Origin of the sequence: Streptomyces sp. col6 (genome assembly GCF_008042035.1) — a bacterium.
Taxonomy (GTDB): Bacteria; Actinomycetota; Actinomycetes; order Streptomycetales; family Streptomycetaceae; genus Streptomyces.
The window spans coordinates 1-19004 of the sequence record NZ_RDBL01000028.1 but is presented as its reverse complement, the minus strand read 5'-3'; the positions used below and the strand labels follow the sequence as shown (position 1 = coordinate 19004).

The window sequence follows — 19004 nt, the reverse complement described above, 5'->3', positions numbered from 1 at the left end:
CGCACGCCCTTCTGGGTGTGCGGGGCCTTCGCCGTGGTGTCAGTGGCCGGCCTCCGAGGCGTCCAGCATCCCCTCGCGCTCCACGACCTTGATCCGCTCACGGTCCTGTGCGGCACCGAGGGCGCGCTCGTGGGCGTCGAGGCGGTACCAGCCCTCGCGGGTGGTGTAGCGGATGCCGCGCTCCTCCAGGAAGGCGGTGACGGCCTCGGGCTCGGGCCGCTCCGGGGCGGGCAGCCGGCCGGCGGCGTGGTCCTCCAGCAGGCAGGCGACCGTCTCGTTGGCGTCGCCCTTGGTGTGCCCGATCAGGCCGATCGGGCCCCGCTTGATCCAGCCGGTGACGTACACCGACTCCATCGGCTCGTCGCCCGCGAGCACCCGGCCCGCGGCGTGCGGCACCGTGCCGGACGCGATGTCGAAGGGCAGCTTCGGCAGCTCCTGCGAGTAGTAGCCCACCGCCCGGTAGACGCTCTGCACGTCCCAGTCGTGGAAGGCGCCGGTGCCCCGCACGTTGCCCGTGCCGTCCAGCTCGGTGCGCTCGGTGCGCAGCCCGGTGACCTTGCCGTCCTCGCCGAGGATCTCGACGGGCGACTCGAAGAAGTGCAGGAAGAGCTTGTGCGGGCGGTCGCCGATGTCGCGGATCGCCCAGTTCTCCAGCGTGGAGGCGACCATGTTGGCCTGCTTGTTCCCACGCCGGGTCTCGATCGAACCCGCGTCGTAGTCGATGTCCTCGGGATTGACGATGACCTCGATGTTCGGCGAGTGGTCCAGCTCGCGCAGCTCCATCGGGCTGAACTTGGCCTGGGCCGGACCGCGCCGCCCGAAGACGTGCACCTCCAGGGCCTTGTTCGCCTTCAGGCCGTCGTAGACGTTGGCCGGGATCTCCGTCGGCAGCAGCTCGTCGGCGGTCTTGGCGAGAATGCGGGCCACGTCCAGCGCGACGTTGCCGACGCCCAGCACGGCGACCTTCTCGGCCTCCAGCGGCCAGGTGCGCGGGACGTCCGGGTGGCCGTCGTACCAGGAGACGAAGTCGGCGGCACCGTAGGAGCCGTCCAGCTCGTTGCCCGGGATGTCCAGGGCGCGGTCCGCGTCGGCGCCGGTCGAGAAGATGACCGCGTCGTAGAACGTGCGCAGCTCGTCGAGGTCCAGGTCGTTCGGGTAGTCGACGTTGCCGAAGAGGCGCAGCTGCGGCTTGTCCAGGACCTGGTGCAGCGCCTGCACGATGCCCTTGATGCGCGGGTGGTCGGGAGCCACGCCGTAGCGGATGAGGCCGAAGGGGGCGGGCATCCGCTCGAACAGGTCGATGGAGACGCCCGGGTCGGCGGCCGCGTCGGATTTGAGCAGCGCGTCCGCCGCGTAGATGCCGGCGGGACCGGCTCCGACGATGGCGACGCGGACAGGGCGTGTCATGGCGAGCTGTTCCTTCGAACGGACGATCAGGAGCAGGGCCGGTTGGTAAGGCAAGGCTTAGTCGACCCCCGACGCACACGTTAGCCCCTGCTCAGGCCCGGTTTCGGGGCGGGGGTGGCGTTACCGGGCGGTATTCGCCCTCAGCCCCGGCTTCGAACGCCGGAAATCCTTGGGATCAGGCCCTGCCGGCGCTTCCGGGAATGTGTTCCATCGCACGTTCACCAAATGGACGGTTCGGTCGAAGATTCGGACAAATAGTGGCAGAGTGACGCATATGGATGATCGGGTAGCGGGTGCCCTGTCACTCCCGGACGACTGGCCCGCCCACCCGGATCTCAGCCTCGCCCTGAACCGAATGGGCAGCTTCGACTGGGATCTCGACAGCGGCCTCATGCACATGGACCGGCCCGCCCTCGAGGTGTTCGACCTGAGCGCCGACGAGTACGACAACCGGCCCCAGACGCTCGGGCTGCGCGTGCCGGCCGACGAGGGGGTCCGGCTGGACGCCATGGTCTCCGAGGTGCTGAAGAGCGGCCGCAGCAACTACGGTGCGTACTTCCGCCTCCAGTCGCGCGACGGGACGCTGCGCTGGGCGCATACCCAGGGCTTCGTACGGCGCGACGACAGCGGCCGGCCGCGCCGGATCATCGGCATCGTCCGGGACGCGGGCCCCGAGCTCGCCGAGTCCGCCGCCCGCCGGGAGCTGGACGAGGAGCTGAGGCGCCGGACCAGCCTGGTGGACGCCACCACGGCCGCGCTGGCCCACGCCCGTACCGTCAAGGACGTCATCGAGGTCCTCAAGAACTCCGAGGGCATGGTCCTGCTGGGCGCGACCAGCCTGGTCATGGGGCTGATCGAGGCCGGGCGCATTCATCTGGTGGCCGACGGGCCCGAGGGCTCGTTCGTACCGGGCACGCGGTACACCCGGACGGACGAGCAGTACCCGATGAGCGAGGTCGTCCGCACGCTCGGCCCCCGCTTCATCGAGTCGGCCGAGGACTTCGCGACCTCGTATCCCGTCCTGTGGCCGCACATCAGCCACCTCGGCATCACGTCCGCCGCCTATCTCCCGCTGATCGCCCAGGCCCGTCCCATCGGCGCGCTCGGCCTGCTCTACAGCGGCAAGGACGGCTTCACCGCCGACGAGCGGAACCTGCTGCTCGCCCTCGGCAGCTCCATCGCCCAGAGCCTCCAGCGCGCCATGCTCTATGAACAGGAGCACGACCTCGCCGAAGGGCTCCAGCAGGCCATGCTGCCGCGCCGGATCCCCGATGTGCCCGGCGCCCAGATCGCCGTGCGCTACCGCTCGGCACGGCTGGGCCGGGACATCGGCGGCGACTGGTACGACGTCATCCCGCTGCCCGGCGGCCGGGTCGGGGCCGTCATCGGGGACGTCCAGGGCCACGACACCCACGCGGCGGCCGTGATGGGCCAGCTCCGCATCGTGCTGCGCGCGTACGCCGCCGAGGGCCACAGCCCCGCGACGGTGATGGCGCGGGCCTCCGTCTTCCTGCACGAACTTGACACCGACCGCTTCGCGACCTGCACCTACGCCGAGGTCGACCTGACCACCGGCGTCGTCCAGCTGGTCCGCGCCGGCCATGTCGACCCGCTGGTGCGCGACGCCGACGGCGGCTGCCACCGGGTGCCGTCCGAGGGCGGGCTGCCGCTCGGGCTCTCCGCCGAGTTCGGCCGGCTGGAATACCCGGTCGGCACCGTCGAGCTGGACCCGGGGCAGACCATGGTGCTGTTCACCGACGGCCTGGTGGAGCTGCCGGGCGCCGATCTCGACGAAGGCACACAGCGGCTCACCTCCCTCATCACGAACGGCCCGCAGGATCTCGACCGGCTCGCCGACCGGCTCTGCGTCTCGGTGGACGAGCGGGGCGGCGAGGACGACGTGGCCATCCTGCTGCTGCGCCGCAAGGCCGCGCAGGCCCCCCAGCCGGGCGGCCGGCTCCAGCAGCACGTCGGGCAGAACGACCCCGAGGCGCTCAGCTCGGCGCGCCACATGATCCGCGCGGCGGTACGGGCCTGGGGCGCCAAGGACCGGGCCGACGAGGTCGAGCTCGCCGCCGACGAGCTGGTCACCAACGCCCTGATGCACACCGACGGCGGTGCCATCGTCACGATCCGGGTGCTCACCGGACCCGAGCGGCGGCTGCGGGTCGACGTCGAGGACCGGTCGAGCGCGCTGCCCCGCCGCCGGGACGCCGGAGAGGCCGGGGTCTCCGGCCGCGGCCTGATGCTCGTCGACCAGCTGGCGGATGCCTGGGGCGTCGAGTCCCGGGGGACCGGCAAGTGCGTCTGGAGCGAATTCGTCGTTCCGCCACGCGACTGACCCGGCGGTGATCCTTCGTCCGGACGGAGGAGGGGTTGAGCGCAACTGGATTGTAACTGAACGTAACCTGTCGGTACTTGACCGTGATGGACCGTCGGCGATTGACTGCGACCTGGTCGGTCTCCCCTCTTCGACACCATGAGGACCCGTTGGGCACTGAGCTACTGGCACCCCTCGATCTCGCCTTCTGGCACCTCGAGTCCGCTGCCCACCCCATGCATCTCGGCGCGCTCGCCGTCTTCGCCCCGCCGCCCGGCGCGGACCCCGGCCCCGACGCGCTCCTCGAACTCCTCGGCGCCCGCGCCGCCGCCGTCCCACGGCTGCGCATGCGGGTGCGCGATGTCCTGCTGCCCGTCGGCGGCGCGGCCTGGTCCGCCGACCCGGACTTCGACGTGCACCACCACGTCCGTCGCGTACGGCTGCCCGCCGACGGGACGGCGCCCGGCGGCGCGGACTTCATGGAGGCCGCGACGCGGCTGGCCGGCGAACTGATGGAGCGGCCGCTGCCGCGGGGTCTGCCGCCCTGGGAGATGTACCTCCTCGACGGACCCGGCGGCGGCCCCTTCGCCGTGCTCGTCAAGCTCCACCACGCGCTCGCCGACGGAATGCGGGCGGTCGCCATCGGCGCCGGGATCTTCGACCAGATCGCCCCCGCGACCGCCCGCACCCGTCCGGCCGCACGGCCGCGCCCGGTACCGCCCCGGTCCTGGATGCCGGGCCCGCGCCAGGTCGCCGGACTCGCCCTCGGCCGGATCGAGGACCTGGGCCGCGCCTTCGGTGTCGGCGCCTCGCTCGTGCGGGCCGGCCGCCTCGACCCGCGCGGCGCACCGGCGCTCAGGGCGGGCTCCAGCGGCACCCGCCGGCTGGCCACGGCCGACCTGGACCTGGAGGCTGTGCGACGCGTCCGCCGTGCGACCGGCGGCACCGGCAACGATGTGCTGCTCGCCGTCGTGGCGGGGGCGCTGCGCCGCTGGATGCTGGAGCGCGGCGAGAGCCCGCGGGGCGACGACCCGCGCGCCCTGGTCCCCGTGTCGCGGCGCCGGCCGGGCGGCGCGGCCACGGCCACCGGCAACCAGCTGTCCGCCTACCTCCTGGGCCTGCCCGTCTCGGAGCCCGACCCCCGTGAGCGGCTGCGCGCGGTGCGGGAGGCGATGGACCGCAACAAGGCGGCGGGTCCGTTGCGGGGGGCGGGTGCGGTCGCCGTACTGGCCGACCAACTGCCCCCGCTGGCGCACCGTTTCGGCGCGCCGCTCGCCGGGAGCGCGGCACGGATGCTCTTCGACGTCCTGGTCACCAGCGTGCCCCTGCCGCGCTCGCGGCTCTCGCTGGCCGGCTGCCCGCTGAGCGCGCTCTACCCGATGGCTCCGCTGGCCCGGGGACAGTCTTTGGCCGTCGCGCTGACGACGTACGGCTCGCGCGTGCACGTCGGTCTGGTGGGCGACGGCAAGGCGCTGCCCGACCTGGAACGGCTGGCGCGGTGCGCCGACGAGGAGATGGCCGCCCTCGTCGCTGAGGTGCAGGAGAGCCAATGATCAGAACATAGATCGGACAGGTGGTCCCTGGATCGCCGGGATTAGTGGTGTCAGGGGTGTTGACGCACTCAAGTGGTCCGATGAATATTCGCTGTGTGGCAGCGATCATCGGAGAGGGCGGCGACAGGATGCGGCGCAGCGGGCTGGGCGACAGCGCGGTCGAGATCACCGAACTCTCCTTCGGCGCGGCCGCCATCGGCAACCTCTTCAGCGAGGTGGAGCCGGAGCGGGCCGCCGCCGCCGTGGACGCCGCCTGGGACGTGGGCATCCGCTACTTCGACACCGCGCCGCACTACGGACTCGGCCTGTCCGAACGCCGCCTCGGCGAGGCACTGCGCCACCGCCCGCGTGACGCCTACACGCTCTCCACCAAGGTCGGCCGCGTGCTCGACCCGCTCCCGCCCGGGGCGACCGCCGCCTCCGACGGACTTTCCGAGGGCTTCGCCGTACGCGCCACGCACCGCCGCCGCTGGGACTTCAGCGCCGCCGGCGTCCGCCGCAGCATCGAGGACAGCCTCGACCGCCTCGGCCTCGACCGCATCGACATCGCCTACCTCCACGATCCCGACGACCACGCCGAACCCGCCTTCCGCGAGGCGTACCCGGAACTGGAGAAGCTGCGCGCCGAAGGGGTCGTCGGGGCGATCGGCGCGGGCATGAACCAGACCGCGATGCTGACCCGCTTCGTACGCGACACCGATGTCGACGTGGTCCTGTGCGCCGGCCGGTTCACCCTCCTCGACCAGGCGGCCCTCGGCGACCTCCTGCCGGCCGCCTTCGCACGGGGCCGGAGCATCGTCGTCGGCGGGGTCTTCAACTCGGGCCTTCTCGCGGACCCGCGCCCCGGCGCCACCTACGACTACGCCACCGCCCCGCTGAACCTGCTGGACCGGGCCCTGCGCCTGAAGGGCGTCACCGAGGCCCACGGTGTGCCGCTGCGAGCCGCCGCCCTGCACTACCCGCTCACCCACCCGGCCGTCGCCGGGGTGCTCGTCGGCACCCGCTCCCCGGACGAGGTGCGCGACGCCGCCGCACAGCTGAACCGGGCGATCCCCGACGCGCTCTGGGACGACCTGCGCGACCAGGGCCTGCTGCCCGGGAACGGACACTGACATGCGTATCGCCCTGCACACCAAGGTCCGCGCCGACCGCGTCGCCGCGTACGAGGCCGCGCACCGCGAGGTCCCGCCGGAGCTGACCCGCGCGATCCGGGCGGCGGGCGCCGGCTCCTGGACGATCTGGCGCAGCGGCACCGACCTCTTCCACCTCATCGAGTGCGACGACTACGCACGCCTCCTCGCCGAACTGGAGCGGCTGCCCGTCAACGTCACCTGGCAGGCCCGGATGGACGAGCTTCTGGACGTCGCCCACGACTACTCGGCCGAGGGCGCCGAAGCCGGGCTCCCCGTCGTCTGGGAGCTGTGAGATGAGCGCCCGGCCCCGCGTCGTCGACGCCCACCACCATGTGTGGGACCTCTCGGTGCGCGACCAGGAGTGGATCACCGGCGAGGCGCTGGCCCCCCTGCGCCGCGACTTCACCCTCGCCGACCTGGAACCCGAGGCCCGCGCGGCCGGGGTGGGCGCCACCGTGCTCGTCCAGACCGTCACCGTGGCTGCGGAGACGCCCGAGTTCCTCGCGCTCGCCGACGGCAGCGACCTGGTCGCCGGCGTCGTCGGCTGGAGCGACCTCACGGCACCGGACATCGCCGACACCCTGGCCGCCCTGCGCGAACTCCCCGGCGGCGACCGGCTCGTCGGCCTGCGTCACCAGGTCCAGGGCGAACCCGATCCCGACTGGCTGCTGCGGCCCGACGTGCTGCGCGGCCTGGCCGCCGTGGCCGACGCCGGGCTCGTCTACGACCTGGTGATCCTGCCCCACCAGCTGCCCGCCGCCACCCGGGCGGCCGCCGCGCTCCCCGGCCTCGTGTTCGTGCTCGACCACGCGGGAAAGCCACCTGTGGCCACCGGGCGGACCCACCCTTGGGCGGACGATCTGCGCGCCCTCGCCGCCCTCCCCAACACCGTCTGCAAGCTCTCCGGACTCGTCACCGAGGCGGACTGGCGCACCTGGAGCACCGACGACCTGCGCCCCTATGCCGAGGCCGTCATCGACGCCTTCGGACCCGGTCGGCTCATGTTCGGCTCCGACTGGCCGGTGTGCCGGCTCGCGGCGACGTACGGAGAGGTCCTGGACACCGCCCGCGCCCTGATCGAGGGCCTGGGCGAGGGGGATCGGGACGCTGTGCTCGCCACCACCGCCGAACGCGTGTACGGCCTTCGGTAGGCGTCCCGGGCGGGGCTGCGGCAGGCTGGGACCATGCCTGAACTGCCGGAAGTCGAAGCCCTGCGGCTCTTCCTCGACGACCACCTCGTCGGCAAGGAGATCGACCGCGTCCTGCCGCTCGCCATCAGCGTCCTCAAGACGTACGACCCGCCGCTCACCGCCCTGCACGGCGGCACGGTCACCGACGTACGGCGGCACGGGAAGTTCCTCGACATCGGCGTCGGCCCGCTCCACCTGATCACCCACCTCGCGCGGGCCGGCTGGCTCCGCTGGAACGACGCCTTCCCGGCGGCCCCGCCCCGCCCCGGCAAGGGCCCGCTCGCCCTGCGTACCGTCCTCACCGGCGGCGACGGCTTCGACCTCACCGAGGCCGGCACCACCAAACGCCTCGCCGTCCACCTGGTCCACGATCCCGCCGAGGTGCCCGGGATCGCCCGCCTCGGGCCCGATCCGCTCGGCCCCGGGTTCGACCGGGACGCGTTCGCCGCACTGCTCGCCGGGGAACGGCGCCAGATCAAGGGCGCCCTGCGCGACCAGTCCCTCATCGCCGGCATCGGCAACGCCTACAGCGACGAGATCCTGCACGTAGCGAAGATGTCGCCGTTCAAGCTCACTGCGAACCTCACCGACGACGAGATCACCCGGCTCCACGACGCGATGCGCTCCACGCTGCTGGACGCCGTCGCACGCTCCGGCGGCGTCGAGGCGGGCCGGCTGAAGGCCGAGAAGAAGAGCGCGATGCGCGTCCACGGACGCACCGGACAGGCCTGCCCGGTCTGCGGGGACACCGTCCGCGAGGTCTCCTTCAGCGACTCCTCGCTCCAGTACTGCCCTACCTGCCAGACGGGCGGCAAACCGCTCGCGGACCGCCGTATGTCCAGGCTCCTCAAGTAGGGGAGCCATCGGCAGGGACAGGCCCTACACTCCGGCCTCATGCTCCGCGTACTCGCCGTCGACGACGAAGAACCCGCACTGGAGGAACTCCTCTACCTCCTGCGCGCCGACCCCCGCATCCGCAGCGCCGAGGGAGCCACCGGGGCCACCGAGGCGCTGCGCCGCATCGGCGGCGCCGTCGACGCGGGGCCCGACGACCCGTCCGCCATCGACGTCGTCTTCCTCGACATCCACATGGCCGGGCTGACCGGCCTCGACGTCGCCCAGCTCCTCGCCGGCTTCGCCGCGCCGCCGCTCATCGTCTTCGTCACCGCCCACGAGGGCTTCGCCGTGCACGCCTTCGACCTCAAGGCCGTCGACTACGTCCTCAAACCGGTCCGCCGCGAACGCCTCGCCGAGGCCGTGCGGCGCGTCGCCGAGCAGGTCGGGGACCGCTCCGCCCCCGTCCACGACACCGCACACGACCAGATACCCGTCGAACTGGGCGGCGTCATCCGCTTCATCCCGATCGACGACATCGCCTACGCAGAGGCCCAGGGCGACTACGCCCGGCTGCACACCGCCACCGGCAGCCACCTCGTGCGCGTCCCCCTGACCACCCTGGAGGAGCGCTGGCGCACCCGGGGCTTCGTCCGCATCCACCGCCGCCACCTCGTAGCCCTCGGCCGGATCGACGAACTGCGTCTGGATGCCGGCAGCATGAGCGTGCGCATCGGCACCGCCGAACTCGCCGTCAGCCGCCGCCACACCCGCGCGCTGCGCGACCTCCTGATGCGCCGGACCGGCCGCTGACCAGCGGCTACCCCGATCCAACCCCCTTCCCAGCGGGGCCGGGTGCCGCCTACACTCCGGCCCCATGTCCGCAGAGCCCATACCCCGGCGCGAAGTGGTGACGGGGGAGCCCCGGCGGGTGCGCCCGCTGCCGCGCTACCGCACCCAGTCGGAGATCGACGAGCAGACCGCGCTCGGTGGCGCCTACGTCCGTTCGCTGATGCGCGGACAGCTGCGGGCCGGGCTGACCGCCTTCGCGGTCCTCGCCGCCGTCGTGGGGACCCTGCCCCTCGTCTTCGAGGCCCTGCACAGTTCCGCCGTCGTCTGGGCCGTCCTCGGCTTCGCCGCCTACCCGCCGCTCACCCTGCTCGCCTGGTGGTACGTGCGCCGTGCCGAGCGCAACGAGAGCGATTTCGCCCGGCTCGTGGAAGGCCGCCCCGCCCCGTGAGCCGCACGTACGCGGTGACGGCCGTCGCCGTCGTCGTCCTGGCGACCGTCCTCGTCGGCGGATTCGGACTGCGCATCTCCCGCACCACCTCCGACTTCTACGTGGCCTCCCGCACCGTCCGCCCCCGGCTCAACGCCGCCGCGATCAGCGGCGAATACCTCTCCGCCGCCTCCTTCCTCGGCATCGCGGGCCTGGTCCTCGTCCACGGGCCCGACATGCTCTGGTACCCGGTCGGCTACACCGCCGGTTACCTGGTCCTGCTGGTCTTCGTCGCCGCCCCGCTGCGCCGCTCGGGGGCGTACACCCTGCCCGACTTCGCCGAAGGGCGCCTGGAGTCCCGGCAGGTGCGCAGACTCGTCAGCGTGCTCGTCGTCGGCGCGGGCTGGCTCTACCTCGTGCCCCAGCTCCAGGGCGCGGGACTCACCCTCAAGATCCTCACCGGGGCGCCCGGCTGGCTCGGCGACGTGCTGGTCGCCTCCGTCGTGGTCCTCGCCGTCGCCGCCGGCGGCATGCGCTCGATCACCTTCGTGCAGGTCTTCCAGTACTGGCTGAAGCTGACCGCGCTCCTGGTCCCTGCGATCTTCCTGGTGCTGGCCTGGCAGGGCGACGGACAGCCCCGCATCAGCTTCGACGAACAGCTCTCCCCCTTCCGCGCCGACCACCCGCTGTACGCCACCTACGGCCTCATCGTCGCCACCTTCCTCGGCACCATGGGACTGCCGCACGTCGTCGTCCGCTTCTACACCAGCCCCAACGGCCGCGACGCCCGCCGCACCACCGTCGCCGTCCTCGCCCTCATCGGCGTCTTCTACCTCCTGCCGCCCGTCTACGGAGCGCTCGGCCGGCTTTACGCCCCCGAGCTGATCCACGGCGGCGACGCGGACGCCGCCGTGCTCCTGCTGCCCGGCCGGGTCATCGGCGGAATCGGCGGCGACCTGCTCGGCGCGCTCGTCGCCGGCGGCGCGTTCGCCGCGTTCCTGTCCACCGCGTCCGGGCTGACCATGGCCGTCGCCGGGGTCATCACCCAGGACGTGCTGCCCTCGCGCGGGGTCCGGCACTTCCGGCTGGCCACCGTCCTCGCCATCTCCGTGCCGCTGGCCGGCTCGCTGATGGTCAGCAGGGTCCCCGTCGCCGACTCCGTGGGCATGGCCTTCGCCGTCTCCGCCTCCTCCTTCTGCCCGCTGCTGGTCCTCGGCATCTGGTGGCGCAGACTCACCCCGCCCGGAGCCGTCGCCGGCCTCCTGCTGGGCGGCGGCTCGGCGCTGCTGTCCGTCGCCATCACGGTCAGCGGCGCGGTACGCCCGCCCGGCTGGCCCCACGCGCTGCTGGCCTGGCCCGCCGTCTGGTCCGTACCCGTCGGCTTCCTCGCCATGATCCTGGTCTCGCTCGCCACACCGAGCCGGATACCCCCCGGCACCAACGCCGCCATGACCCGCTTCCACCTGCCCGAAGCACTCACCACCGGGAGGCACCGGTGACCGGGGCCGGATACGCCGTCATCGTGCTGCTCGCCCTCCTGCTGTTCGGAGGCGGCCTGCTGCTCGGCCGCCGCACCGCCAGACCCGTACGCACCAGCGATGTCGGTACGCCCGTGGAGCACGCCACCTTCGAGACCCTGCACACCGCGTCCCTGGCCGCGCCACCCCTGCGCGCCGGGCTCACCGAGGACAGCGCCCGCCGGTCGGCCCGCCGGCTGCGCTCTCTGCTGGGCACCGACGCGCTGTGCCTCACCGACCGCGACGGGGTCCTGGTCTGGGACGGCGAGGGCGACCACCACGGCCGGCACGTCATGGACCAGGTCGCGGGCGTCCTGGAGACCGGCCGCGACACCGCCTTCCGCAGCGACTGCGAGGACCTGGACTGCCCACTGAGGTGGGCCGTCGCCGTGCCCCTGACCGTCGACCACCGGGTCCTCGGCACCCTTGTCGCCTACGCCCCGCGTGAGTCGGCCGTCCTGGCCCGTGCAGCGGGCGAGGTCGCCCGCTGGGTCTGCGTCCAGCTGGAACTGGCCGAACTCGACCGCTCGCGCACCCAGCTCATCGAGGCCGAGATCAGGGCCCTGCGCGCGCAGATCTCCCCGCACTTCATCTTCAACTCGCTGGCCGCCATCGCCTCCTTCGTCCGCACCGACCCGGAACAGGCCCGCGAACTACTGCTGGAGTTCGCGGACTTCACCCGCTACTCGTTCCGCAGCCACGGCGACTTCACCACCCTCGCCGACGAACTGCACTCCATCGACCAGTACCTCGCCCTGGTCCGCGCCCGCTTCGGCGAACGGCTCTCCGTCACCCTCCAGGTCGCCCCCGAGGTCCTGCCCGTCGCCCTGCCCTTCCTCTGCCTCCAGCCCCTCGTCGAGAACGCCGTCAAACACGGCCTCGAAGGCGCCGTCACCTCCAGCCGCATCACCATCAGCGCCCTGGACGCCGGCTCCGAGGCCGAGGTCGTCATCGAGGACGACGGCACCGGCATGGACCCCCAGCGGCTGCGCCACATCCTGCGCGGCGAGGGCGGCAAGTCCACCGGCATCGGCCTGCTCAACGTCGACGAACGGCTCCGCCAGGTGTACGGGGACGAGTACGGGCTCGTCATCGAGACGGGCATCGGCGCCGGGATGCGGATCACCGTACGGCTGCCGAAGTACCGCGCCGGGGTGCACGGTTCCTGACCGGACGCCGTCACCGACGCTTCAGTACAGGTGCACCGCGAGATGCCCCAGCGGCAGGCCCAGCTGCCATGCCGGGGTCCATACCTGTACGGCCTCCTCGACGTCCCGCTCCGCGCCGTCCGCCGGCCCCCACGGCGGCGGGCCGATGGCCTCCAGGTCGGCCGCGAGCAGCTCCGTCTCCTCCAGCCAACGCCAGGCCGCCCGCGCCAGCGCCAGGTCCGCGCCCGTGCAGGACCGTGCCGGGGCGTGCAGCCGCTCGCACACCCAGCCGCGCCAGGAAGCCCCGTATGCGGTGAGCAGGCGCAGCTCGTCCACCCGCGCGGCCGGCAACCGCCCGGCCACCGCACCGTCCAGCAGGAAGATGGTCAGCGCCAGCGCGTCCCGGCCCGCCCGGTACTCCAGCGTCGCCGGCTCCATCAGGTCGCCGGTGCGCAGCAGTTCGTCGGCGAGGTACTCCGCGTACATCCAGGCCATCGGCACCGACAGCTCGCCCTCGCCGGACCCCTCATGACGTTCCGGAGGCATCCCGTATCGCCTCATTCCTCGTTCTCGTGGGCCGTACGGTCCACGCAGCATTGAACCGGGGGAGCGCGCCCCGCGTGGCCAGAAGAGCAGGATCCGCCGGACCCGATCCGTCACAGACATGAGGTGTCGATGACCGCCGACCCCGGGGAGGGACCGCACGTGCGGCAGTCGCTCGGTGCCTATGTCCTGGACGCGCTGACCGACGGCGAGGCCCGCGCGGTCGCCCGTCACCTGCGCGGCTGCGACCGGTGCGCCGCCGACTACGCGGCGACCGCGGAGGCCGCGGAACTGCTGGCGCTGCTGCGGGAGGAGGACCTGCTGGAGTAGCCGGGAAGGCGCCCGGAGAGCAGCCGCAGCGCATAGTACGAACGCGACTTGACCGTGCCCGCCGGTATCCCCAGCACCTCGGCGGTCTCGCCCACGCTCAGCCCCCGGAAGTAGATCTGCACGAGGACCGACCGGTGCTCCGGACTCAGGGCACGCACCGCCTCGCGGACATCGAGCGCCGCGACCGCGGACTCCGCGGTGTCGCCCCCGGCCGGGGCGCATTCCAGGACCACGTCGCTGACCTCGGCCGGACGGGCCAGCCGGGAGCGCCGGGCGTCGATCGCCAGCCGGCGCGCGACGGTGAACAGCCAGGGCCGCATCGACTCGTACGGGCCGTCGAAGGCCTCCGGGTGCTGCCACGCCCGCACCAGCGTCTCCTGGAGCAGGTCCTCGGCGCGCTGCCGGTCGCCGAACGTCAGGCCGAGCAGGAAGTGGAACAGGGCCGGCCCGTGTTCACGCTGGAGCTCGGCGAGGGCCCGCTCATCGGTCGTCGTCGTGGTCATGGTGAACGCCCTTCCCGCCAAGTTCCTGCCGCCTCGTTGCCGACCTGGCGTATACGAGCGCATTCAGGCCACGAGGAACAGGACAAACGCGGCTCCGTGCGACGAGCGGTCGCTCAGAGCGGCGAATGGTGCGGTGAGCGGTCGGACGGCACCCGGGGCGGGGCCGCGGAACCACGGCGGGGAGGGCTACGGCACGACGGTGACCGGCCAGCGACCCGCCTTCACCAGACGGACGGCCACCGAGCCGATGAAGCGGTGGCCCGCCGATTCCGACGCGCCCACCACGACGGCGTCCGCCTTGAGTTCGTCGGCGGCGGTCACCAGACCGTTGTAGGGGTCACCGCGGAAGGTGTGGAACTCCCAGCGCACATCCCATATGTCCTTCATCCGGGCCGTCGACGCCCGGATCTCCTCCACCAGGCCCTCCGCCACCTCGGCGGTCGCGTCACCGACCGGAGCCCCGAGCGCCGCTCCCGCCGCCAGCACGGGCTGGACGTACACCAGGGCCAGCATGGCCCTCTGGCGACGGGCGAGGCCGGCCGCGTAGGCCGCGGCGCGCATCGACGACTCGGAACCGTCGAGGCCCGCGACGATGACCTTCGGGCCGTCCGTGCCACGTTCGAACTGGTGGGAGTGCTGATCTGTCACGGCAGGAGGCTATCGGCTCGCTCCGCGGCCCCCCGCCCGGCCTCCCGGGCGCCGTGCTCCGCTCACCGGGTGTGCGGACGCGTTCCCGCCATCCGGGTCGTTCCCGCCATCCGGGTGCGAAACACCTGGCGAGCGGTGTCGCTGAAGCGGGTCGCCCGGCGGACGTGCGAGCAGTGGGGGATGAAGAGTGATCACAGGCCGACCCCGCGCAGAACCGTCCTGCGGCTGGCCGCGGGCCTGGGAGCCGCCACCGCCGTGGGCCTGGTCGTCGCGGACCCCGGCACCTCCCCGGCCCGTCAACCGGCGAACCCCGTGCCGGGGGCGGCCGGATCGCAGGCCGCCGCCTTCCGTGCCCGGCCCCTGGCCTACCGGCTCCAGCCCATGACGGGACACGCGCCGCTGCGCTACCGTCCGGCGGCTCCGCCGGTCCGCACCCGGCCGTTCGAGCAGCTGACCGACGTGGGCCGTGCCATGGTGCTGACCTTCGACGACGGCCCCGATCCGCTCTACACCCCGCACATCCTGGACACCCTGCGCGAGCACGGCGTACGGGCCATGTTCTTCCTCTGCGGGGAGATGGCGAACGACAACCGAGACCTCGTCCGCCGGATCGCCGACGAGGGGCACACCCTCGGGAACCACTCGTGGACGCACCCGCTGGTCACCAGGCTCTCCCGGGCCGGGACCACCGACGAGCTGGGCCGTACCAGCGACGTCATCGAGGAGATCACCGGCGAGGCGCCGCTCTGGTACCGCGCGCCCTACGGGGCCTGGAACCGCAACTCCTTCGAGATCGGCGCCGCCCTGGGCATGGAGCCGATGGCCTGGACCGTGGACACGCTGGACTGGACCGTGCCCGGCACCGACACCATCGTCCGGCGGGTGAGGCAGGGGGCGGGGCCCGGCGTCGTGGTGCTCGCGCACGACGCGGGCGGCAACCGCTCGCAGAGCGTGGCGGCGCTGCGCCGGTATCTGCCGGAGCTGCTGGACGACGGATACCGGCTCACGGTGCCGCAACGGCGGTGAACGCCGCGGTCCGTCGGGCCGGTACCCGTGGACCGGCCCGACGGACCCCGGCGTTCAGCGGGTGTCCACCAGGCGCGCGAAGACCACCACGTTGCCGTCGTATCCGTTGGCCTTGGTGTAGCCGCCGCCGCAGGTGATGACCCGCAGCTCGGCCTGCCCGGTGTCGCCGTACACCCGGGCGCCGGGGAAGTCGTTCTTGGCGAAGACCTCGACCCCGTACACCTCGAAGACGGCCACCCGGTCGTCGCTGCGGTCCACCTCGACGTGGTCGCCCTTCTTCAGCGAGCCCAGGCCGTAGAACACCGCGGGGCCCGCCTTGTTGTCGACATGGCCGACGATGACGGAGGTGCCGGTCTGACCCGGGGCGATGCCGTTCTGGTACCAGCCCGCCAGGTTGGGGTCCTCCGGTGGCGGGGTCTCGATCCAGCCGTCCGGGTCCAGGTTCACGTCGATGACCGGTGCGTCGACCTGGATCGAGGGGATGGCCACACGGGCGACGGGCGCGTAGGGGAGGGGCTTGACCGCCGGGCCCGCCACCGGGGCGACGGGGGCGTTCTTCTGGTGGCCCACCGAAGCGGCGGCGACCGGCTGCGGCGGGCCGGGGGAGAAGTCGGCTCCGTTGCGCATCAGTGCCAGACCGGTGAGGGCCGCCAGGGCGAGCGCGCCCCAGGGCGAGTATCTGATCCGTTCCGGTCGCCAGTTGTCCCGGCCCATGGTTCTCCCTTCGTCGCGACGAGCAGAACGCTAGGCGCGGTGCGACCGGGCGGCGATCAGAGAAGGGCGAACGGGTGGCGGCGACGCACCCGGATGCTTATCGGAGTAGCGCGGAGATAAAACTTCTGACGGCCCGTGACCTGCGAGTCCGTCAGCCGCAGGGCCGTTCGCGCGGCGTGTCGGATCACCGGTGTGGAGCAGTGCCGAAATGCGGTGGATCAAGGATCTGGTGAGGGTTCGTCATGGGAGGCGTTCTCGTCGATCCATACCGGTGCACAGAGCCCCGGGGCGCTTCCCGGTGGAGGTTCGAACGATGCGTGCTACACGCGCTCTCGTTGTCGCCGCGGCCGCCGTCGCCGCCCTCGGGGTCGGTGCCCCGATGGCGGCCGCCGGCGGAGACGTCGGGAACAACCAGAACAACAACCAGAACAACGGGAACAACCAGAACGACTGGAACGACCCGGACGGCTGGAACAACGGCAACAACAACGGCAACGGGAACGGCAACAACAACGGGAACAACAACGGCAACGGGAACGGGAACAACAACGGGCGCAACAACGGCCCGAACAACGTGACCGTCGACCCCGAGCGCGTGCACCAGGGCGCGGCCATGCAGGTCAGCGCCGAGGGCTGCGGCCGGGGCGGCAGCGTCTCGTCCAACGCCTTCCGGACCACCCGGCTCTCGGCCGGCCGGGTCGGCCACGCCCGGGTCCGCATCTTCAACGACGCGACCCCCGGCACGTACAACCTGACGGTCCGCTGCGACGGCACCGACCGGACGGCCGGCCACCGCTTCACCGTGCTCGACAGCCGGGGCGCCCAGGGCGGGCTCGGCGGCTCGATGGCCGCCACCCCGGCGGAAATGGGTGTCGGCGCGGGCCTCGTCGCCTCGGCGGCCCTCGGCGGGGGCATGTACGTCATGCGCCGCCGCAGGACGGGTCATGGGGCGGCCTGACCGCAAGGACGCCTCCGCCGGACCGATAACCGAAGTCGCCCCGAGTCCTGTGACAGGACCCGGGGCGACTCTCGTTGCCCATCCGCTCGTACCGGTCAGTGCGAGCGGCTCTCCCTGCGGCGACGCACGAAGAACACGACACCGGCACCGGCGGCCACGGCGAGCGCGGTGCCCGCCACGATCTCACCGGAGTTCGCGCTGTCGATGCTGCCGCCGAGACCGCCCTGCACCCCGGCCGGCGAGGCCGTGGCCGCGCCCGTGCTCGTCGAGCTCGTGGTGGGCGTGCCCGTGGCCGCGCTGATCGTGAGATTCACCTTGGCCGTGGAGCTGGGTGAGGTGTTGCAGATGAACGTCACCTCGTAGGCGGCGCCCGGCTTGGCGTCCCAGTCGACGGTGGCCTGGCTGCTGCCGTTCGCCGGGATGGTGACGGTGTCGAAGACCCCCGACGACGCCGTGGCGGTCGTCGAGCACCCCCGGGCCGCCAGGGTGACCTTGCCCCCGGGCGCGACCACCGACGGCGTGACGGTGTATCCGTTTCCGCCGCCCGACGGTCCGCCCGTGGTCGCGGCATACGCGGTCACGGCCGGGGCGGTGAGAGCGAGTGCTGCGGCGCCGAGCAGAGCGACGGGGGCGACACGTATTGCGCGCATGGTGAATCCTCCGGGTCCCCGAGGAGCAGCTGCGGAACGGATTTCCACAAAGCGTCAGAAATGCACCTCGAATGGGTCCCACGCTAGAAGTGGTGCATTTCGCCCGCGATCGGGGTCCGGCGAATGGGGCACCGCTGTCCCCCGGGCGGCGCACCGGTCCGGACGGGGCGTCCGCTACCCGCCCGCCGCTCCCGGGAAGAGATCGAGGAAGGGTGCGGCGGTGGCCGAGAAGCCCCGCCCGAACGGTGAGTCGAAGTCCCAGATCAGGAAGAGGAGGAAGGCGATCAGCACACTGAAGAGGCCCGCCAGCAGGAGTTCCCTGAAGGTCCGGCGGATCTGGAGCGTGAAGATCAGTCCGACGGTCACCAGGGCGCCGATGATCAGCCCGAACCACACCACCCCGGGCATGGTGGCGCCGGCGCTCTGTCCGCGCGAGCTGCGGGCGTCGTCGGCGGCGGACACCTGGTCGACCAGCGGCTGGTACGCCTCGCCCTCGTGGTCCGTCGCCGGCCGGTAGTCCGTGACGTCGGCGCGCACCTTGTCGAGCAGCTCGGCCCCGCGGTCGCTGAGCGTCCCGTGCTTCGTCATGGTCCGCCACTCGTCGTGCACCACATAGCTCACGTACGCGTCGATATCAGCCCGGATACGGGTGCGCACCTCCTGCGGATAGACGGAGGAACGCGCGCTCACCTCGTGCAGGGCCTGGGCCTCCTGGCGTACGTACTCCTGCGCGGCACTCCGGCCCTCCCAGACTCCTGCGATGGCGAGGCCCAGCACGATCGCGTAGATCACGCCGATCATCATCGTCATGTACTCGATGACGTCGGGGGTTTCGGACGGGTCGTCGTCCTCCGGGAGCCTGCGGTTGCTGAGGACGGCGATGGTCAGGACGACGGCGGTGGCCGCGACCATGGCGAGGGTGAGAACGAGCCATTCCGACATGAGCGTCTCCGGGGTTCATCGGGAACGGGGCCGCAGTACGGCGACGGCGAACACGGCGGGGGCGGTGATGACCAGGGTGAGTGTGACCAAGGAGGTGTGGCGCTCCGGTGTCTTCCGCACGGGGCGGCGGTACGCGGGGAGCGCTACGTGGACCGACGGCGAGGGACGCACGGACGGCGACGGCGAGGGCTTCGGTTTCGGCTCGGGCTTCGGTGTGGGGGAGCACGGCGGCGTCCGCGTCGCCGCCGTGGATCAGCTCGGGGGCGTAAAGCCGGCCGAGCGCTCCGTAGACGGGCGGCAGGAGGTAGAAGACGCCGATGAGGGCGAGGACGGCGACGGTGGTGCGGCGGGCGTCGCGGCCGTTGGGGC

21 protein-coding genes are annotated in these 19004 nt (G+C 72.4%); 14 read left to right on the top strand and 7 right to left on the bottom strand.

Annotated elements, in window-relative coordinates; genetic code table 11:
- Nucleotides 1–39 precede the first annotated feature (39 nt).
- Complete coding sequence (locus tag EAO73_RS28985; RefSeq protein ID WP_147974507.1) at nucleotides 40–1407, bottom strand: FAD-dependent oxidoreductase; 1368 nt, start codon at nucleotides 1405–1407, stop codon at nucleotides 40–42.
- Nucleotides 1408–1681: 274 nt separating this feature from the next.
- On the opposite strand from EAO73_RS28985, the gene EAO73_RS28980 reads away from it, so the two are divergent.
- The 10 genes from EAO73_RS28980 to EAO73_RS28935 all read left to right on the top strand — a co-directional run bounded on the left by EAO73_RS28980 (nucleotide 1682) and on the right by EAO73_RS28935 (nucleotide 12342).
- Entirely contained in the window at nucleotides 1682–3748 is a 2067-nt protein-coding gene (locus EAO73_RS28980; RefSeq protein ID WP_191134274.1) for a SpoIIE family protein phosphatase, read from the top strand.
- 149 nt (nucleotides 3749–3897) lie between these two features.
- Nucleotides 3898–5280 carry a wax ester/triacylglycerol synthase family O-acyltransferase gene (locus EAO73_RS28975; protein ID WP_147974506.1) on the top strand — a complete coding sequence of 461 codons (1383 nt, stop codon included), beginning with the start codon at nucleotides 3898–3900 and terminating at the stop codon, nucleotides 5278–5280.
- 128 nt (nucleotides 5281–5408) lie between these two features.
- Nucleotides 5409–6392, top strand: a complete 984-nt coding sequence (locus EAO73_RS28970; RefSeq protein ID WP_147974543.1) for an aldo/keto reductase — start codon at nucleotides 5409–5411, stop codon at nucleotides 6390–6392.
- A 1-nt stretch (nucleotide 6393) separates the two neighbouring features.
- The gene (locus tag EAO73_RS28965) at nucleotides 6394–6705 is read left to right on the top strand and encodes an L-rhamnose mutarotase (RefSeq protein ID WP_147974505.1); all 312 of its coding nucleotides are present in this window, start codon (nucleotides 6394–6396) and stop codon (nucleotides 6703–6705) included.
- 1 nt (nucleotide 6706) lies between these two features.
- Nucleotides 6707–7564 carry an amidohydrolase family protein gene (locus EAO73_RS28960; RefSeq protein ID WP_147974504.1) on the top strand — a complete coding sequence of 286 codons (858 nt, stop codon included), beginning with the start codon at nucleotides 6707–6709 and terminating at the stop codon, nucleotides 7562–7564.
- Nucleotides 7565–7597: 33 nt separating this feature from the next.
- Nucleotides 7598–8458, top strand: coding sequence for an Fpg/Nei family DNA glycosylase (locus EAO73_RS28955; RefSeq protein WP_147974503.1), 861 nt, complete (start codon nucleotides 7598–7600; stop codon nucleotides 8456–8458).
- 39 nt (nucleotides 8459–8497) lie between these two features.
- Nucleotides 8498–9250: a LytR/AlgR family response regulator transcription factor gene (locus EAO73_RS28950; protein WP_147974502.1), complete on the top strand. Its 753-nt coding sequence runs from the start codon at nucleotides 8498–8500 to the stop codon at nucleotides 9248–9250.
- 64 nt (nucleotides 9251–9314) lie between these two features.
- Nucleotides 9315–9677, top strand: coding sequence for a hypothetical protein (locus EAO73_RS28945; protein ID WP_147974501.1), 363 nt, complete (start codon nucleotides 9315–9317; stop codon nucleotides 9675–9677).
- Entirely contained in the window at nucleotides 9674–11155 is a 1482-nt protein-coding gene (locus EAO73_RS28940) for a cation acetate symporter (RefSeq protein WP_147974500.1), read from the top strand. The genes EAO73_RS28945 and EAO73_RS28940 overlap by 4 nt, the downstream gene beginning before the upstream one ends.
- Nucleotides 11152–12342 (top strand): sensor histidine kinase, encoded by a 1191-nt coding sequence (locus EAO73_RS28935; protein ID WP_147974499.1) that lies wholly within the window; start codon nucleotides 11152–11154, stop codon nucleotides 12340–12342. The genes EAO73_RS28940 and EAO73_RS28935 overlap by 4 nt, the downstream gene beginning before the upstream one ends.
- 21 nt (nucleotides 12343–12363) lie before the next feature.
- Here EAO73_RS28935 and EAO73_RS28930 read toward each other — a convergent pair whose 3' ends face one another.
- Nucleotides 12364–12867, bottom strand: coding sequence for a hypothetical protein (locus EAO73_RS28930; protein ID WP_147974498.1), 504 nt, complete (start codon nucleotides 12865–12867; stop codon nucleotides 12364–12366).
- A gap of 129 nt (nucleotides 12868–12996) precedes the next feature.
- Between EAO73_RS28930 and EAO73_RS28925 the strand changes: the two genes are divergently transcribed.
- Entirely contained in the window at nucleotides 12997–13194 is a 198-nt protein-coding gene (locus EAO73_RS28925) for a zf-HC2 domain-containing protein (protein ID WP_147974497.1), read from the top strand.
- On the opposite strand, the gene EAO73_RS28920 is transcribed toward EAO73_RS28925, so the two are convergent.
- Both EAO73_RS28920 and EAO73_RS28915 read right to left on the bottom strand, forming a co-directional pair.
- The gene (locus tag EAO73_RS28920) at nucleotides 13128–13697 is read right to left on the bottom strand and encodes a sigma-70 family RNA polymerase sigma factor (RefSeq protein ID WP_147974496.1); all 570 of its coding nucleotides are present in this window, start codon (nucleotides 13695–13697) and stop codon (nucleotides 13128–13130) included. The genes EAO73_RS28925 and EAO73_RS28920 overlap by 67 nt on opposite strands.
- A gap of 186 nt (nucleotides 13698–13883) precedes the next feature.
- Nucleotides 13884–14345: a universal stress protein gene (locus EAO73_RS28915; protein ID WP_026243150.1), complete on the bottom strand. Its 462-nt coding sequence runs from the start codon at nucleotides 14343–14345 to the stop codon at nucleotides 13884–13886.
- Between the two features lie 180 nt (nucleotides 14346–14525).
- Between EAO73_RS28915 and EAO73_RS28910 the strand changes: the two genes are divergently transcribed.
- The gene (locus tag EAO73_RS28910) at nucleotides 14526–15371 is read left to right on the top strand and encodes a polysaccharide deacetylase family protein (RefSeq protein ID WP_147974495.1); all 846 of its coding nucleotides are present in this window, start codon (nucleotides 14526–14528) and stop codon (nucleotides 15369–15371) included.
- 54 nt (nucleotides 15372–15425) lie between these two features.
- Here EAO73_RS28910 and EAO73_RS28905 read toward each other — a convergent pair whose 3' ends face one another.
- Nucleotides 15426–16085 (bottom strand): class F sortase, encoded by a 660-nt coding sequence (locus EAO73_RS28905; protein ID WP_147974494.1) that lies wholly within the window; start codon nucleotides 16083–16085, stop codon nucleotides 15426–15428.
- Nucleotides 16086–16398: 313 nt separating this feature from the next.
- On the opposite strand from EAO73_RS28905, the gene EAO73_RS28900 reads away from it, so the two are divergent.
- Nucleotides 16399–17043: a hypothetical protein gene (locus tag EAO73_RS28900; RefSeq protein ID WP_147974493.1), complete on the top strand. Its 645-nt coding sequence runs from the start codon at nucleotides 16399–16401 to the stop codon at nucleotides 17041–17043.
- Nucleotides 17044–17138: 95 nt separating this feature from the next.
- Here EAO73_RS28900 and EAO73_RS28895 read toward each other — a convergent pair whose 3' ends face one another.
- Together EAO73_RS28895 and EAO73_RS28890 are read right to left on the bottom strand one after the other, a co-directional pair.
- Nucleotides 17139–17693: a hypothetical protein gene (locus EAO73_RS28895; RefSeq protein ID WP_147974492.1), complete on the bottom strand. Its 555-nt coding sequence runs from the start codon at nucleotides 17691–17693 to the stop codon at nucleotides 17139–17141.
- Between the two features lie 174 nt (nucleotides 17694–17867).
- A complete protein-coding gene (locus EAO73_RS28890; RefSeq protein ID WP_147974491.1) occupies nucleotides 17868–18635 on the bottom strand; it encodes a DUF4239 domain-containing protein in 768 nt (255 codons plus the stop codon).
- A gap of 67 nt (nucleotides 18636–18702) precedes the next feature.
- On the opposite strand from EAO73_RS28890, the gene EAO73_RS28885 reads away from it, so the two are divergent.
- The coding region (locus EAO73_RS28885) for a hypothetical protein (RefSeq protein WP_224756509.1) at nucleotides 18703–19004 on the top strand (302 nt) is incomplete at its 3' end.

What these genes read in the sequence shown, in the direction of transcription:
- EAO73_RS28925 (WP_147974497.1), top strand. Translation starts at nt 12,997, where the DNA reads ATGACCGCCGACCCCGGGGAGGGACCGCACGTGCGGCAGTCGCTCGGT.
- EAO73_RS28960 (WP_147974504.1), top strand. Translation starts at nt 6,707, where the DNA reads ATGAGCGCCCGGCCCCGCGTCGTCGACGCCCACCACCATGTGTGGGAC.
- EAO73_RS28930 (WP_147974498.1), bottom strand. Translation starts at nt 12,867, where the DNA reads ATGCCTCCGGAACGTCATGAGGGGTCCGGCGAGGGCGAGCTGTCGGTG.
- EAO73_RS28980 (WP_191134274.1), top strand. Translation starts at nt 1,682, where the DNA reads ATGGATGATCGGGTAGCGGGTGCCCTGTCACTCCCGGACGACTGGCCC.
- EAO73_RS28950 (WP_147974502.1), top strand. Translation starts at nt 8,498, where the DNA reads ATGCTCCGCGTACTCGCCGTCGACGACGAAGAACCCGCACTGGAGGAA.
- EAO73_RS28910 (WP_147974495.1), top strand. Translation starts at nt 14,526, where the DNA reads ATGAAGAGTGATCACAGGCCGACCCCGCGCAGAACCGTCCTGCGGCTG.
- EAO73_RS28970 (WP_147974543.1), top strand. Translation starts at nt 5,409, where the DNA reads ATGCGGCGCAGCGGGCTGGGCGACAGCGCGGTCGAGATCACCGAACTC.
- EAO73_RS28895 (WP_147974492.1), bottom strand. Translation starts at nt 17,693, where the DNA reads ATGCGCGCAATACGTGTCGCCCCCGTCGCTCTGCTCGGCGCCGCAGCA.
- EAO73_RS28965 (WP_147974505.1), top strand. Translation starts at nt 6,394, where the DNA reads ATGCGTATCGCCCTGCACACCAAGGTCCGCGCCGACCGCGTCGCCGCG.
- EAO73_RS28920 (WP_147974496.1), bottom strand. Translation starts at nt 13,697, where the DNA reads ATGACCACGACGACGACCGATGAGCGGGCCCTCGCCGAGCTCCAGCGT.
- EAO73_RS28905 (WP_147974494.1), bottom strand. Translation starts at nt 16,085, where the DNA reads ATGGGCCGGGACAACTGGCGACCGGAACGGATCAGATACTCGCCCTGG.
- EAO73_RS28955 (WP_147974503.1), top strand. Translation starts at nt 7,598, where the DNA reads ATGCCTGAACTGCCGGAAGTCGAAGCCCTGCGGCTCTTCCTCGACGAC.
- EAO73_RS28945 (WP_147974501.1), top strand. Translation starts at nt 9,315, where the DNA reads ATGTCCGCAGAGCCCATACCCCGGCGCGAAGTGGTGACGGGGGAGCCC.
- EAO73_RS28890 (WP_147974491.1), bottom strand. Translation starts at nt 18,635, where the DNA reads ATGTCGGAATGGCTCGTTCTCACCCTCGCCATGGTCGCGGCCACCGCC.
- EAO73_RS28985 (WP_147974507.1), bottom strand. Translation starts at nt 1,407, where the DNA reads ATGACACGCCCTGTCCGCGTCGCCATCGTCGGAGCCGGTCCCGCCGGC.
- EAO73_RS28900 (WP_147974493.1), top strand. Translation starts at nt 16,399, where the DNA reads ATGCGTGCTACACGCGCTCTCGTTGTCGCCGCGGCCGCCGTCGCCGCC.